Source organism: Streptomyces sp. NPDC002994 (genome assembly GCF_040611155.1).
Taxonomy (GTDB): Bacteria; Actinomycetota; Actinomycetes; order Streptomycetales; family Streptomycetaceae; genus Streptomyces.
The window spans coordinates 1-15032 of the sequence record NZ_JBEXNQ010000040.1 but is presented as its reverse complement, the minus strand read 5'-3'; the positions used below and the strand labels follow the sequence as shown (position 1 = coordinate 15032).

General features: G+C 70.8%; 12 protein-coding genes. 6 read left to right on the top strand and 6 right to left on the bottom strand.

The features are described from left to right. Positions 1-3: 3 nt before the first annotated feature. On the bottom strand, positions 4-774 hold the full coding sequence (locus ABZX79_RS34775) for a TylF/MycF family methyltransferase (RefSeq protein ID WP_355267025.1): 771 nt from the start codon (positions 772-774) through the stop codon (positions 4-6). 351 nt (positions 775-1125) lie between these two features. Between ABZX79_RS34775 and ABZX79_RS34770 the strand changes: the two genes are divergently transcribed. From ABZX79_RS34770 to ABZX79_RS34750, 5 genes are all read left to right on the top strand, one after another. Next, positions 1126-2340, top strand: coding sequence for a cytochrome P450 (locus ABZX79_RS34770; protein ID WP_355267023.1), 1215 nt, complete (start codon positions 1126-1128; stop codon positions 2338-2340). Between the two features lie 39 nt (positions 2341-2379). Continuing rightward, positions 2380-2607, top strand: coding sequence for a ferredoxin (locus tag ABZX79_RS34765; RefSeq protein WP_355267020.1), 228 nt, complete (start codon positions 2380-2382; stop codon positions 2605-2607). Next, the gene (locus ABZX79_RS34760; RefSeq protein WP_355267017.1) at positions 2604-3599 is read left to right on the top strand and encodes an NAD(P)-dependent oxidoreductase; all 996 of its coding nucleotides are present in this window, start codon (positions 2604-2606) and stop codon (positions 3597-3599) included. The genes ABZX79_RS34765 and ABZX79_RS34760 overlap by 4 nt, the downstream gene beginning before the upstream one ends. A gap of 95 nt (positions 3600-3694) precedes the next feature. Continuing rightward, a complete protein-coding gene (locus tag ABZX79_RS34755; RefSeq protein ID WP_355267014.1) occupies positions 3695-4882 on the top strand; it encodes a hypothetical protein in 1188 nt (395 codons plus the stop codon). A gap of 100 nt (positions 4883-4982) precedes the next feature. Further along, positions 4983-6251 carry a glycosyltransferase gene (locus ABZX79_RS34750; RefSeq protein ID WP_355267012.1) on the top strand — a complete coding sequence of 423 codons (1269 nt, stop codon included), beginning with the start codon at positions 4983-4985 and terminating at the stop codon, positions 6249-6251. 95 nt (positions 6252-6346) lie between these two features. Here ABZX79_RS34750 and ABZX79_RS34745 read toward each other — a convergent pair whose 3' ends face one another. The 5 genes from ABZX79_RS34745 to ABZX79_RS34725 all read right to left on the bottom strand — a co-directional run bounded on the left by ABZX79_RS34745 (position 6347) and on the right by ABZX79_RS34725 (position 12949). Then, complete coding sequence (locus tag ABZX79_RS34745) at positions 6347-7192, bottom strand: putative RNA methyltransferase (RefSeq protein WP_355267009.1); 846 nt, start codon at positions 7190-7192, stop codon at positions 6347-6349. Positions 7193-7285: 93 nt separating this feature from the next. Continuing rightward, positions 7286-9568 (bottom strand): NDP-hexose 2,3-dehydratase family protein, encoded by a 2283-nt coding sequence (locus tag ABZX79_RS34740; RefSeq protein ID WP_355267006.1) that lies wholly within the window; start codon positions 9566-9568, stop codon positions 7286-7288. A 153-nt stretch (positions 9569-9721) separates the two neighbouring features. Further along, positions 9722-10720 carry a dTDP-glucose 4,6-dehydratase gene (gene rfbB, locus ABZX79_RS34735; protein ID WP_355267003.1) on the bottom strand — a complete coding sequence of 333 codons (999 nt, stop codon included), beginning with the start codon at positions 10718-10720 and terminating at the stop codon, positions 9722-9724. Positions 10721-10770: 50 nt separating this feature from the next. Next, positions 10771-11658: a glucose-1-phosphate thymidylyltransferase RfbA gene (rfbA, locus tag ABZX79_RS34730; RefSeq protein WP_355267120.1), complete on the bottom strand. Its 888-nt coding sequence runs from the start codon at positions 11656-11658 to the stop codon at positions 10771-10773. Positions 11659-11704: 46 nt separating this feature from the next. Continuing rightward, positions 11705-12949, bottom strand: coding sequence for a cytochrome P450 (locus tag ABZX79_RS34725; RefSeq protein WP_355267000.1), 1245 nt, complete (start codon positions 12947-12949; stop codon positions 11705-11707). 515 nt (positions 12950-13464) lie between these two features. Between ABZX79_RS34725 and ABZX79_RS34720 the strand changes: the two genes are divergently transcribed. Then, positions 13465-15032 (top strand): polyketide synthase (locus ABZX79_RS34720; RefSeq protein WP_355266997.1); only part of this gene is annotated, 1568 nt, incomplete at its 3' end.

Here is a 15032-nt window from a genome sequence, read left to right as displayed (position 1 = left end):
TCCTCAGCCACCGTTGCGCCAGTAGGCACCCTGCCGGTCCACCTGGTGGATCTCGTCGTCGATGCCCATGCGGTCGCGGAAGTCGTGGACGGCCTGCTGGCAGGCCGGGATGCAGTAGTCGTCGACGATGACGTACCCGCCGGGCGACAGCCTCGCGTACAGGTGGGTGAGGACGTCCATCGTGGCGCCGTACGAGTCGCCGTCCAGGCGCATGACGGCGAGCCGCTCGACCGGCGCCGTCGGCATGGTGTCCTTGAACCAACCCGGCAGGAAACGGACCTGCTCGTCCAGCAGGCCGTAGCGGGCGAAGTTCGCCCGGACGGTCTCCAGTCCGGTGGGCAGGCTCACCGCCTCGTTGTACTGGTGGAGGTCCATCTCGACGTCCATGGGATGGTCGTCGGCCTCGGTCTTGGGGAACCCCTGGAAGGAGTCGGCGACCCAGACCGTACGGTCCGTGACCCCGTGCGCCGCCAGCACCCCGCGGGCGAAGATGCACGCACCGCCCCGCCACACTCCGGTCTCGATGATGTCGCCCGGCACACCGTCCCGCAGCACGTCCTCGATGCACCGGTGCAGGTTGTCCAGCCGCTTCATGCCGATCATGGTGTGCGCGACCACCGGGTAGTCCTCACCGCTCTCGCGGGCCTCCCGGTCGAAACGGGGTTCCTCGATGAGGCCCGCGGCGTGCGTCGGGTCCTCGTAGATCATGTTGGTGACGACCTTCTTCAGCAGGCCCAGGTACAGATCTCGGCCGTCCGCGGTGGCGACTGTCAAAGGGATCCTCCAGTGGGGCGGGAGCAACCGGTGCCTGACGGGTGCCCATGAGGCCTTCGACGCTAGGGACAGGGGAAGCCGGAACGCCACTCCCCCGGGGAGCCGTATGTCAGGTCGGCCGCCGGCCCCGACCGTGCCCGCCGGCCTGGCCTGCCGTGGGCGAACCCCCAGGTTCCTGAACGGAGTTCGGCCGTTGGTCCATGTCCGCTTCCATCGCCCCGGCCCGCCGCCGCGCCGACCTGACGAAGACCGGCGGACCTTCCTTGCCGGTCCCAGCGGCACCGTGCTTCGTTGACGGGACGCGGCGGGCTGTACGCGCCGTACCGTTGCCGAAGACATAAGGGGATTCCGTTGCCCACAGCACGTGCCGCCGACGCCGAGCCGCAAGGGGACGTCGCGTGGCCGATGGCCCGCACCTGTCCCTTCCAGCCCCCCGGCCGGTACGCCGAGCTGCGTGCCCACGCCCCGATGGCCCGCGCCCGCGTCTGGGACGGCTCACGGACCTGGCTCATCACCAAGCAGGAGCACATGCGGGCCCTGCTCGCCGACTCCAGGGTTCGGATCGACCCCGCCAGAGTGCCCCGGCTCTCCCCGGCCGACGGCGAGGCCGAGGCGACCCGCTCGCTGCTGACCCTCGACGCCCCCGACCACGGCACCCTGCGCCGCGTCTTCATCCCCGAGTTCACCGTACGGCGGGTGCGCGCGATGCGGCCCGGCATCGAACGGATCGTGGAGGGACTCCTTGACCGGCTCGGCACGCTCGACCGGCCCGCGGACCTAGTCGCCGAGCTGGCCCTGCCCATGTCCACCCTCGTCATCTGCGAGCTGCTCGGAGTGCCCTACGAGGACCACGCCTTCTTCCAGAGCCGCAGCGAGCGCGCCACCAGGCTCACGGGGGACGACGAGTCGGTGACCGCGCTCCTCGAACTGCGCGACTACCTCGACCGGCTGATCGCCGCCAAGTCCGCGGTCACCACACCCGACGCGGGCGTCATCGGCACCCTCGCCACCCAGGGCCTGCGCACCGGCGAGCTGACACACGCGGACGTCCTCGACAACGCGGTGCTGCTGCTCGCCGCCGGACACGAGACGAGCGCCGCGATGACCGCGCTCAGCGTGCTGACGCTCCTCCAGCACCCCGAGGCCTGGCAGGAACTCACGGCAGACCCCGCCCTGTTGCCCAACGCCGTCGAGGAACTGTTGCGTTACCTCACCGTCGCCGACGGCCTGCGCCGCTCCGCCGCCGCCGACATCGAGCTCGACGGCCACACCATCCGGGCCGGTGACGGGCTGATCTTCCTGCTGGCCTCGGGCAACCGCGACGAGGACGTCTTCCCCTCGCCGGACACCTTCGACATCCACCGCCCGGCCCGACAGCACGTCGCCTTCGGTTACGGGCCCCACCAGTGCCTCGGCCAGAACCTGGCCCGCCTCGAGCTGGAGGTCACCCTGGGCGCGGTGCTCCGCCGACTGCCCGGTCTGCGCCTCGCCACGGACGTCGACGCGCTACGGGTGAAGGAGGACTCCGCCATCTTCGGGCTGCACGAGCTGCCCGTCACCTGGTGACGGAGCCACGGAAGCGACAGCGAACGAAGGACGCATGACATGCGTGTACGCGTAGCCAGGGAACTGTGCGTCGGTGCGGGCCAGTGCGAACGTGCCGCCCCGGAGGTCTTCGCCCAGGACAACAGCGGCCTGAGCCGGGCCCACGTACCGGTGCCCCGCGCCGAGCAGTGGCCGGCCGTCCACGAGGCCGCCGACCTCTGCCCGGTCGGCGCGGTTCTGGTGGCCGCGGACCGGGCGGCGGCGGACGACCCGCGGGAGCCGTCATGACGCGCGGGCACTGGGCCGGACGGACCGTGATGGTCACCGGCGCGCTGGGCTTCATCGGCTCCCACTTCGTGGAACGGCTCGCCGCCGAGGGCGCCACCGTGCTGGGCCTCCACCGCACCGACCGGCCCGGCGTCAGGGAGGAGCTCACCCGCCGGGCCGGGGACCGGCTCCGGCTCGCCCGGGTCGACCTCACGGACGGGCAGGAGACGCGCGCGGCTTTCCGCTACCTGGCCCCGCACGTCGACGCCGTCCTCCACTGCGCCTCCCTGGACGGCAACGCTCAGTACAAACGGGAACACTCGGCCGAGATCCTCGACGCCAACGTGCGCACCACGGCTCATCTCCTCAACTGCTCCCGCGAGTTCGAGGTGGACAACGTCCTGTTGCTGAGCTCCTCCGAGGTCTACTGCGTACCCCGGTCCGGTCCGGCGTCCGAGGACGAGGACGTTCGCCGCAGCCCCCAGTACACCGAGAACGGCTACGTACTGTCCAAGATCTTCGGGGAGATCCTCGCCGACCACCACCAGCGGCAGTTCGCCACCCGGGTTTTCCGCATCCGGCCGGGCAACGTCTACGGCCCCCGGGACGGCGCGGCCGGCCCGCGCAACCGGGTCATCCCCAGCATGATCGCCCGTGCCGCCGCGGGTGAGGAGATCGAGATCTGGGGCGACGGCAGCCGGACGCGGTCCTTCATCCACGTGTCCGACCTGGTGCGCTGCGCGCTGCGGGTGGTCGAGACCGGCAAGTACGACGTCGTGAACGTCGGCTCCGCGGAGGAGGTGTCGATCCTGGAACTGGCCCGCCTGGTGGCCGCGGCCCTGGGCGTGCCCTCGCACGTGCGGACCGACCCGGCCAGACCCGCCGGCGCCGCGGTCCGCAACCTGGACCTCACCCGGATGTGCGAAGTGATCGACTTCGAGCCCCGTTCACTGCGCGAGGGGTTGCGGGACACCGTGCGCTGGTACCGCGACCATGCGCGCACGCCACTCTAGTCCGCCCTCCCGGCATGCCACCTCATCGATTCCTTCAATGATCCCCTCACCTCTTCAACGATCCCCCTACCCGATCACGACCTGGAAGGCTCTCCGTGGCCGAGAACACCGACCTCTCCCTCGTGCAGGACATCATCCGGGCGGCCGGAGGACACGTCGCCTCCCTCAGCGGGTTGACGGAGCGCCACCGCGCGGACGACATCACCCGGGTGCTCATGGACGAGATCTGCTCGCGCTGCCCGGCCCCCGTGAACGACGAAGCGGTTCTCGTCGAGTTCGTCGTCACCACGGAGGGTGAGAAACTGTCCCACTGGCTCCGTGCCGTCCAGGGCGCCCCCGTCCGGCCCGCCCCACGCGGCGACGAGTTCGTGGCCATGCGGATCGAGTACAGCCTGGCCGACCTGGTCCGCGAGCTGTTCGGCCCCTCTCGCGAGCAGCACTCGGGCATCCGCGGGACGACGCTGTTCCCGTACGCCGGTTCCGACGCAGCCGAAATGATCGGCCCCTACTTCCTGGCCGCCCAGCAGGCGACCGCCACGGTACTGGCCGGCTGCACCTCCGCCAAGCCCGACCTCAACGACCTGACCTCCCGCTACCTCACACCCAAGTGGGGGTCGCTGCACTGGTTCACCCCGCACTACGACCGCCACTTCCGGCCCTACCGCAACGAAGAGGTACGGGTCCTGGAGATCGGCATTGGCGGCTACAAGCACCCCGAGTGGGGCGGCGGCTCCCTGCGTATGTGGAAGCACTACTTCCACCGCGGGCTGATCCACGGCCTCGACATCGTCGACAAGTCGCACGCCGACGAGCAGCGCATCACCACGGTCATCGGCGACCAGAACGACTCGGACTGCCTCGCGGAGATCGCCGCGAAGTACGGCCCCTTCGACATAGTGATCGACGACGGCAGCCACATCAACGAGCACGTCCGCACCTCGTTCCACGCCCTGTTCCCGCACGTGCGCAACGGCGGTCTGTACGTCATCGAGGACCTGTGGACCGCTTACTGGCCCGGCTTCGGCGGCAACGAGGACCCCGAGCGGAGCGGCGCGACCAGCCTCGGCCTGGTGAAGTCCCTCATCGACAGCCTCCAGCACGAGGAACTGCCGCCCGAACAGGGCCGCACAGTCGGCTACGCGGACCGGCACGTGACGGGTCTGCACGTCTACCACAACCTCGCCTTCATCGAGAAGGGCACCAACGCCGAGGGGGGCATCCCGCCTTGGATCCCCCGCGACTTCGACTCCCTGGTGGCGGCCTCCTCCGGGGGCGCCGCATGACTCCGCGGACCGCCCCGGACCCGTACTCGTCCCTGGTCCCGCCTCACGTCCTCCGTACCGCCCCCGGGCATCGCACCGGACGCACGCCCGGGAGGGCCGTATGCGCATAGCACTGCTCACCATGGGCTCGCGCGGCGACGTCCAACCCTTCGTCGCCCTGGGCAGCGGTCTGCGCGACCGAGGGCACCAGGTGGTGCTCGGCGCGCCCGAGGCCCTGCGTCCCCTCGTCCAGCGGGCGGGCCTGGAGCACCGCACCACCCCGGGCGACCCGGACGGCTTCTTCACGATGCCGGAGGTGGTGGAGGCCCTGCGCCGGGAACCGTCGATGAGGAACCTGATCAAGGCCCTCCCGAACGCACCCGAGGGCTACGACCAGCAGGTGCTCGACGACATCGAGACCGCCGCGGAGGGTGTGGACCTCGTCGTGCACTCGCCGCTGACCGTCGCGGCGGCGTTCGGCACCTCGCGAACACCGTGGCTTTCCGCCTGCTGGTGGCCCGACACGCAGACCACCGCGTTCCCCGCGATCGAGTCCGGCCAGCGCGCGATGGGCCCCCTCGCCCCGCTCTACCATCACTTCACCCACGTACGGGCCGCCACAGAGGACTGGAGGTGGCGGGGCCCCGAGATCGACGAGTACCGTACGCGACGCGGCCTGCAGCCGTTCGGCGCTGACTCACCCCTGCGCCGCCTGGGCCACGACCAGCCCCACCTCTATCCGTTCAGCCCGAGCGTGCTGCCGAAGCCGGCCGACTGGCCCGCGGACTGCCATGTCACCGGGTACTGGTTCTGGGACGAGCCGGGCTGGGAGCCGCCCGCAGGGCTGGAGGCCTTCCTGGCCGACGGCGCGCCGCCGGTGGCCCTCACACTCGGCAGTACCTGGCCGGTCCACCGGCAGGAGGCCACCCTGGAATATGCGATAACCGCGGCACGCGGCGTCGGCCGCCGCCTCGTCGTGGTCGGCGGCCCGGACGGGATGCTGCCCGACGACGTCTTCCGGCTCGACGGTGCGGACTACTCCTGGCTGTTCCCCAGGACCGCCGCGGTGATCCACCACGGCGGGTTCGGCACCACGGCCGAGGTCCTGCGCGCGGGTGTGCCCCACGTCGTCGTGCCGGTGTTCGCGGACCACCCCTTCTGGGCGGCCCGGCTGCACCGGGCGGGACTGGCCGGCCCGCCGGTGCCCATGCGCCGGATGAACCGCCGGGAACTCGTCGCGAGCGTGCGGGAGGCGGTGGCCGACCCGGCCGTGGCAGCACGGGCCCGACGGCTTGGAGAGGCGGTGGCGGCCGAACGTGGGGTCGACACCGCGTGCGACGCCATCGAAGCGTGGGCCACGGCCAAGGGGGTCGCGGCAGCCACCGGCTGAGCACCTGCCAAGGGTCGAGGCGGTCGCGGGCCGAGCCCCCGGCCGCCTCTCCCGTTCCCGGCAAGGGCCGGCCCGCCGGGAACGCGGGAGCCGGATCAGGCCAGCGGCCGGTACGCGGTCAGGGTGACCGCCAGCGTCACGTCGCAGGGCTCCGGCAGCCGGGCGATGCGCTGCTCCAGCTGGTCACCTTCCTGGTGCCAGGCGTTCGGGCCCATTCTCACCAGCTGCGACAGCGCCTTGTGGTCCAGCGCCATGGTGCACCGCACCCGCTCCCTGGCGACCTCCGTGAAGTGCGCGGCGAACCGGTCGGCCAGCCGCTCCTCCTTCTGCTCGCCCACCCGCAGCAGCCCCAGCGCGTCCACCAGCTCGCCCAGGTGGTCGGACTGCGGCGTGACCACCAGGAGTACGCCCTCCGGGCGCAGGATCCGCCGCAGTTCGGCCGGGTTGCGCGGGGCGAAGACGTTGAGCACCACCGAGGCGGCCCGGTCGCCGAACGGCAGGCCGTCCCAGGCGTCGGCCACCACCGCGCTGATACGAAGGTGCGCCCGCGCGGCGCGACGGGTGGCGAACTTGGAGATGTCGAGCAGGACACCCTCGGCGTCCGCGAACTCCGACATCACGCGCGCGTGGTAGTAGCCCGTACCGCCACCGATGTCGACGACGCAGCCGGCGCCCCCGCCCTCGGGCGCGGTCTCGCGGGCCAGCGCGGCCAGGGACCCGGCGATCGGCGCGTAGTGGCCTGCGGCGAGGAAGTCGTCGCGGGTCGCGACCATCTCCGCAGTGTCCGCGTGGAACTTGGGCGCCCCGCGCAGCAGGTTCACGTACCCCTGCCTGGCCACGTCGAAGCTGTGCCCCGAGCCGCAGCGCAGTGCGCTGCCGTCCCTGGTCATGGTGTCGGAACAGTGGGGACAACGAAGGTGCCGCACCGCCTCATCTCGCATGGTGTCCCCTGGTGCCGCTCCGGTCCTGACAAGGACCCAGCTTATGCAACGCGGCGCGGGAGGCCGCCCCGGCCCGTGCGGCGGGCGGGCCGGTCAGTACCACGTGTGCGCACACGCCACCAGGGTGCGCAGTTCGATGTTGAGGTAATTGCCGTGCGCCAGCAGGCCGGTGAGCTGGGCGAGCGACAGCCAGGCGAAGTCCTCCGGAGCGTCTTCGGGAAAGTCCGGCGGGACCTCCACGATCACGTAGCGGTTCTGTGCGTGGAAGAAGCGCCCGCCCTCCTCGGACTGGACGCTGTCGTGGCGCAGCTGCCCGGCCGACGCGGACAGCACCTGATCCAGGTACGGCGGCCGGGGCGGCGACTCCGGGCCGGTGTGCTCCGCCGGCCGGCACTGGACCGTCGGGGCCAGCTCGGCGACGTTCAGGTGCCCGACGTCCACCCGTGCCTGTACGAGCGCGTGCAGCACGCCGTCGACGGGCTTGACCAGCAGGGCCATCAGCCCCGGCACCTGCGGCTCGATGAGCGGTTGCGTCCAGGAGGTGACCTCCCGGCTGCTCGCGCCGACCTCGGCGGCCATGACGCGGAAGTGCCGCCCGCTCTCGTGCGCGATCTCGTGCGGCGTGCGGTACCAGCCGTCCGCCTGCACCGAGTTGAGCGGCACCCGGTTCTGCACCAGTTCCCGGAGGGCGCGCACACCGCTCAACCACGTGAGGATCTCGGCGGCACCGTGCCGCGCCTCGCCCGGCGTACCGAAGATGGAGCGCAGCACGGGTGACGTGGCGCCCGTGTCGGCCCCCGCCGTGGGCAGGCAGGCCAGGATGGACCGTGCGTCCATGTTGACCATGTTGTCCCGCGTCAGCAGCCTGCGGATCTGCCCCAGGGTCAGCCAGCGGAAGTCCTCGCCGATGTCGAGGCGGTCGTCGGCCGCCAGCTCGACGATCATGTTCCGGTTGCGCTTGGCCAGGAACCAGTCCGCCTGCTCCGACTGGACCGAGTCCACCAGGACCCGCCCCCGCCCCGCCCCCATGAACAGTTCCAGGAACCGGATGTCGCGCCCCCGGTGCACTCCGGTGAAGTTGCTGCGGGTCGCCTGCACGGTCGGCGACACCTGAAGGACGTTGACGTTGCCGGGCTCCATCTTGGCCTGCATCAGAAAGTGCAGCACCCCGTCGATCTCCCGCGCCACGATGCCGAGCAGCCCCACCTCCGGCTGCACGATGATGGGCTGCGTCCAGCCCCGTTCGGGCAGCCGGTCGGTGCGGACGTGCAGTCCCTCCACGGAGAAGAAGCGACCCGACTCGTGCCGCAGGTTCCCCGTACCGGGTTGGAAGCTCCAGCCGCGCAGCGCGTCGAAGGGGATGCGGGACACCTCGAAGCGCCCGGCCCGGAGGCGCTCGGCCAGCCAGCCGGAGATGCCGTCGTACGGCGTGACCGGGCTGTCGGGGGTCCGCGCGGAGATCAGCACCCGGCGCGCCGTGTCCACCGGGTCACCGAGTGGCGCGGCACTCGTACGGCGTGGTGCGGGCGCGGGAGGGGTCGGGGAGGTGCGTGGCGTGGCGCGGGCGGGTGCCGCCCCGGTGGCCGGGCCGGCCAGCGCGCGCCCGATGGTGCGGCACACCTCGTCGGTGCGGTCGTTCAGATAGAAGTGGCCGCCGGGGAAGCTGTGCAGGGCGAAGGGGCCCGTGGTCAGGTCCCGCCAGGCGTTCGCCTCCTCCGGCGGGACGTTGGGGTCCTGGGCCCCGGTGAGCACCGTGACGGGACAGTCCAGCACGGGACCGGGCACGTACTGGTAGGTGCCCGCCGCACGGTAGTCGTTGCGGATCGCCGGCAGGGCCAGCCGCAGCAGCTCCTCGTCCTGGAGGATGGCGTCGTCGGTGCCCTGCAGCTTGGCGATCTCCGCTATCAGATCGTCGTCGTCCAGGAGGTGCGCGACGTCCCGCCGGTTCACCGTCGGCGCGCGGCGGCCCGACACCAGCAGGTGGACGGGGGACGCCCGGCCCGCGCCGCGGAGCCTGCGCGCGACCTCGTACGCCACGGTCGCCCCCATGCTGTGCCCGAACAGGGCGAGCGGACGGTCGGCCCGGCGCAGGAGGTACGGGACGATCTGGTCCACCAGCTCCGGTACGGACGGGACGAACGGTTCGTGGCGGCGTTCCTGGCGGCCCGGGTACTGCACCGCCAGTGCCTCCACCGTCCCGCCCAGGCCACGGGCCAGGGAGACGAAGGAGGTCGCTGCCCCGCCGGCGTGCGGGAAGCACACCAGACGCAGTTCCGGATCCGCCACCGGGCGGTACCGGCGGAGCCACAGATCCTCGTCCTGGTCTGCGGCCGAAAACCGGCCTCCGGGTACGGGCGGTACGGAACGGGTACTCACGGCGGATGCAGCTCCTCGCGGTAGGTGGACCGCAGTTCGGGACGGCGCGTCGGGTTCTGGCCCGCAGCGCAGCGGGGCGGTGCGGGAGGCGGGGCGGCCCGGGGCCGGGTCGGGGAACCGGGGGCCGGCGGTGTTCCGGGCCGACGGGTGCGGTCAGTCGGGGCGCCGGGCTTCCTGCGAGGCCTTCTTCAGCGGCTCCCACCAGGAGCGGTTCTCCTCGTACCAGCGCACCGTGTCCGCAAGCCCCGTCGTGAAGTCCGCGCGTGGGGCGTAGCCCAGCTCGTCCGCGATCTTGCGGGTGTCCAGCGCGTACCGCAGGTCGTGTCCCGGCCGGTCGGTGACATGGCGCACGGACGAGGCGTCGGCGCCGCACAGCCGGAGCAGCCGTTCGGTCAGCTCCCAGTTGGTCAGCTCCGTACCGCCGCCGATGTGGTACACCTCGCCCGGCCGCCCGAGGGCCGCCGCCAGGCTGATCCCCCGGCAGTGGTCGTCCACGTGCAGCCAGTCCCGGCGGTTGCCGCCGTTGCTGTACAGCGGCACCGTCAGGCCGTCCAGCAGGTTCGTGGCGAAGAGCGGTACGACCTTCTCGGGGTGTTGGTAGGGACCGTAGTTGTTGGAGCAGCGGGTGACGACGACCGGCAGCCCGTACGTGCGGTGGTAGGCCAGTGCCAGGAGGTCCGAGGCGGCCTTCGAGGCGGCGTAGGGGGAGTTCGGCGCCAGCGGCTGGTCCTCGCGCCACGACCCCTCGGCGATCGAGCCGTACACCTCGTCCGTGGACACGTGCAGGAACCGCCCGACCCGCGCCTCCAGCGCGGTCTGCAGGAGGATCTGCGTCCCCTGGACGTTCGTCTCGACGAACGCCGACGCGTCGGCGATGGAGCGGTCCACGTGTGACTCCGCCGCGAAGTGGACCACGACGTCCGCCCCGCGCACGACCCGGGCCATCGCCTGGGCGTCCCTGATGTCGGCGTGCACGAACTCCAGCGACGGGTGGTCCGCGACTGAGTCCAGGTTGGCCAGGTTGCCGGCGTAGGTCAGCTTGTCGACCACCACCGTGTGCGCCCCGGCCAGCTCCGGATACGCACCGGTCAGCAGTTGTCTGACGAAGTGCGAGCCGATGAAGCCGGCACCTCCGGTGACCAGCACGCGCATGGGAACAGACCTTTCTGCCACGGGTTTCTGTCACGGATTTCCTGGGACGGCTACGCGGCCGGGCCGGACATGAGGGTCTCCGCCACGTTCAGCAGGTACCCGCCGTAGCTGGAGCTCTCCAGCTCGCGGCCGAGTTCGAGGCACTGCTGGGGGCTGATGTATCCCATCCGCAGGGCGATCTCCTCGATGCAGGAGATCCGCACGCCCTGCCGCTGCTCCAGGAGTTCTACGTACTGCCCCGCCTGGAGCAGCGAGCTGTGCGTGCCCATGTCCAGCCAGGCGAAGCCGCGTCCCAGTTCCGTCATGCGGGCGCGGCCCTGCGCCAGGTACACCTTGTTGACGTCGGTGATCTCCAGCTCGCCCCGCGCGGACGGGGTGAGCCGCCGGGCGATGTCCACCACGCCGTTGTCGTAGAAGTACAGCCCTGTCACCGCCAGATGAGAACGGGGCTTCTCCGGCTTCTCCTCCAGGGAGACCAGCCGGCCCTCGGCGTCGATCTCCCCGACGCCGTAGCGCCGGGGGTCCTTCACGGGGTAGCCGAACAGCTCGCAGCCGTCCAGCCGCGCCGCCGTGTCGGCGAGCACGGACGAGAACCCCGGCCCGTGGAAGACGTTGTCGCCCAGGATGAGCGCCACCGGACTGTCACCGATGTGCTCCTCACCGATGAGGAACGCCTCGGCGATGCCCCGGGGCTCCTCCTGCTCGGCGTAGTCGACGCGGATCCCGATGCGGCTGCCGTCGCCCAGCAGCGAGCGGAACATCTCCAGATGCGTCTTCGAGGTGATGATCTGGATGTCCCGGATCCCCGCCAGCATGAGGACCGAGAGCGGGTAGTAGATCATGGGCTTGTCGTAGACCGGCAGCAACTGCTTGGACAGCGCTCCGGTCAGGGGGCGCAGGCGCGTGCCGTTGCCGCCTGCCAGGATGATGCCCTTCAAGGGCCGGCGGTCCGCAAGAGTCTTCGTCATGGAGGAGCCGCCCGGGTCAGGAGCGCGTTATCCGAACGGGAAGGTGACGCGCGGTGAGCTGATCCGCGTCGTAGAACTCCACCCGGTCGTGGTCGATGTGGTAACTGGTGAATTCGTCCAGGGCGAGGTCGAGGAACACCTTGGCCTCCTGCCGGGCGAGGAAAGCCCCCAGGCAGTGGTGGATGCCGTGCCCGAACGCCATGTGTTTGTTGGCGCTCCGGCGTATGTCGAACCGGTCCGGGTCCGGAAAGTGGTCCGCGTCCCGGTTGGCCGAGGCACTCCAGGCAATCACCATCTGATGGGCTTTCATGGGGTGCCCGAGGATATCCGTGTCCTCCGTCAGCAACCGGAAGATGTTGTTGAAAGGACTGCGGTAACGCAGTGTCTCCTCAATTGCTCCGGGAATCAGCGAACGGTCGGCCCGCAATTCCCTCAGAGCTTCTGGATGCTCGTCCAGCACCAGGAAAAGGTTCCCGAGCAGAGTGGCGCTCGAAATGTGGCCCGCGGTGAGCAGTAACGCCACGATGTTGACGATCTGTTCGTCCGTCAGCCGCTGCCCGTCGGCCTCCGCCTCGACGAGCCCGCTCATCAGGTCGTCGGCCGGTGCGGCCCGCTTCTTCGCGATGTGCGCGTACAGGTACTCCGACCACTCCTTGATGGCCGGCCCCATCGTCTCCGCGAAGTCGTCGGGCAGATTGGGGTACTGCAGCCCCTCGTTGTTGAGGATGACGTCCACCCACTCGCGGAACAGATCCCGGTCCTCGGCGGGGATGCCCAGCAGTTCCGCGATGACGATCACCGGCAGCGGATACGCGAGGTCGGCCACCACGTCCACCCGGTCCCGGTCCCGCAGACCGGCCAGCAACTCGCGCCCGATGGCCGAGGTACGCGACTCCAGCCGGGCGATGCGCCGCGGCGTGAACGCCTGCGAGACCAGCTTGCGCAGCGGCCCGTGCCGGGGCGGGTCGATGCCGCCGAAGGTACCGGGGCCCATGAGGAGGGCCAGCTCCTCGGGCACGGGGAACACTGGTGAGAAGTCCGACGAAAACAGCTGGGGGTGGGTGGAAACGGTGAGGTAGTCCTCGTAGCGGAAGACCTGCCACGCCTGCCGGGACTCGTCCCAGAACACCGGTGCTTCCGACCGGCCGCGGGCGAACCACTCCAGCAGTTGCCGCGCGTCGGCGTCCGCCGGCTGGGCCAGCGACTGGACGGGCGGCTCCGGTTCCGTACCGGTTGAGGTGTCCCTGGTCTGCGTCGTCATCTCGACTCTCTCGTGGGGGCGGTATCCGTTCCACTGGTCCCGGAAACCGGTTCAGTACCCTTTGTCGTGTCGCCAGCCGTTCGGTCATTGCTGAATTGAGGCTTTGCTGCGTGAATGCCGTGCGTCGCGTGAACGTTTGCGTCGCATGAATGTCCTGCGCTGCGTGAATGCCTTGCAATGCCGGGCGATGCCGTGCAATGTCGAGAAAGCTAGACTGCGGCCTTCCGTGACCGCAAGACGGGACCTGACATAGTGCCCGGGTCGCTTTCCGGGCAGGTGGATACGGCCGGATACGGGGCCGCCGCAGCGACGCGGGTGACCTGACACAGTTGCCCGACAGATTCCGTTCAGCGTTCCGGACGGGGGTTGACTGACAGAACTGACAGTCAGCAACGACAGCCGGCCCGGTGCCTCTCGCTCTTTTCCCCGCTCCTTGTCTGCTGCCCCTCCTTCGATCCTTCGAGCGGACTCCGGCACATCGCGCCCCTCGCTATGACTTTGGCTACGGAGATTTGATGAACGCGGAATTCGGTGTAAAGCGCAACGGCGACGACAGCGACGAAACGGGCCGGCGCGACTCGGGTTCCGCCCCCAGGGGATCGGCCCTCGGGTCGGCCAGGGGTGACGCGGACGCGGGTTCCGGGTGGGGAACGGGTGCCGCGGACGCGGGTTCCGGGTCGGCCAAGGGTGACGCGGGTGCGGGCTGTGGCACCGACATCGCCGTCGTCGGGATGTCGTGCCGTCTGCCCGGTGCCGGCACGGTGGACGAGTTCTGGGACCTGCTGCGCGCCGGACGCAATCAGGTCACCCGCTGTCCGGACGGCACCCGGCGGGCGGCCCTGGCCGACCACGCGGGCTTCGACGCCGCGTTCTTCGACATGTCTCCCCACCAGGCCGCCGCCACGGACCCGCAACACCGTCTTCTGCTCGAACTCGGCTGGGAGGCATTGGAGAGCGCGGGCGTCGCCCCCGGACGGCTCGCCGGGTCCGACACCGGCGTCTTCGTCGGTATCGCGTCCGACGACTACGCGGACCTCGTGCGCCGCGCCGGCACGGAATCCGGCGCGCACACCGCGACCGGCCTGCACCGGGCCCTCGCACCCAACCGGCTGTCCTACTTTCTTGGCCTGCGCGGTCCCAGCATCGCGGTGGACACCGCCCAGTCGTCCTCGCTCGTGGCCGTGCACCTCGCCTGCGAAGGCCTGCGCCGGGGGGAGAGTTCGCTCGCCGTCGTCGCCGGTGTGCACCTCGTCATGGCGGACGGGAGCACCGCAGCCATGGAGAAGATGGGCGCGCTCTCCCCGGACGGGCAGTGCCACACCTTCGACGCCCGGGCCAACGGGTACGTCAGGGGCGAGGGAGGGGCCGCCCTCGTACTGAAGCCGCTGCACAGGGCTCTAGCGGACGGCGACCGCGTCCACTGCGTCATCAAGGGCGGCGCGGTCAACAACGACGGTGGCGGCGACAGCCTCACCTCACCGCACCGCCAGGCCCAGGAGGAACTGCTCCACGCCGCGTACACCCGCAGCGGGACGAGCCCCGAGCGCGTCCGGTACGTCGAGCTACACGGAACCGGCACCCGGGCCGGCGACCCGGTGGAAGCCGCAGCCCTGGGCTCCGTCCTGGGCGCGGCCCGTGCCGAGGCCGGTGCCGCCCCGCTCGCGGTGGGATCGGTCAAGACGAACGTGGGACATCTGGAGGGCGCCGCCGGCATCGTCGGCCTGCTCAAGGCCGCCCTGTGCGTACGGGAGGGAATGCTGCCCCCCAGCCTCAACTACCGCACGCCTCACCCGGACATCCCCCTGGATCAGCTGCACTTGGACGTGCAGACGGCCCTGGAGCCCTGGGCCGAAGAGCCCGGCAGGCGCCGCGCGGCCGGCGTGTCGGCCTTCGGCATGGGCGGAACGAACGCGCATGTGGTGCTGGAGCAGGCGCCGCTACCGAAGTCGGGGTCGATGCCGGGGCCGATGCCTGAGTCCGTCAGGGCCCCGGTGCCGGTGGTGGTGTCGGGTGTGTCGGTGGGTGCGGTGGAGGCGGGGCTGGAGCGCTTGGCCGCACTGGTGCACTCCGACGATCAGTTGGG

What these genes read in the sequence shown, in the direction of transcription:
- ABZX79_RS34765 (WP_355267020.1), top strand. Translation starts at nt 2,380, where the DNA reads ATGCGTGTACGCGTAGCCAGGGAACTGTGCGTCGGTGCGGGCCAGTGC.
- ABZX79_RS34760 (WP_355267017.1), top strand. Translation starts at nt 2,604, where the DNA reads ATGACGCGCGGGCACTGGGCCGGACGGACCGTGATGGTCACCGGCGCG.
- ABZX79_RS34750 (WP_355267012.1), top strand. Translation starts at nt 4,983, where the DNA reads ATGCGCATAGCACTGCTCACCATGGGCTCGCGCGGCGACGTCCAACCC.
- ABZX79_RS34745 (WP_355267009.1), bottom strand. Translation starts at nt 7,192, where the DNA reads ATGCGAGATGAGGCGGTGCGGCACCTTCGTTGTCCCCACTGTTCCGAC.
- rfbB (WP_355267003.1), bottom strand. Translation starts at nt 10,720, where the DNA reads ATGCGCGTGCTGGTCACCGGAGGTGCCGGCTTCATCGGCTCGCACTTC.
- ABZX79_RS34725 (WP_355267000.1), bottom strand. Translation starts at nt 12,949, where the DNA reads ATGACGACGCAGACCAGGGACACCTCAACCGGTACGGAACCGGAGCCG.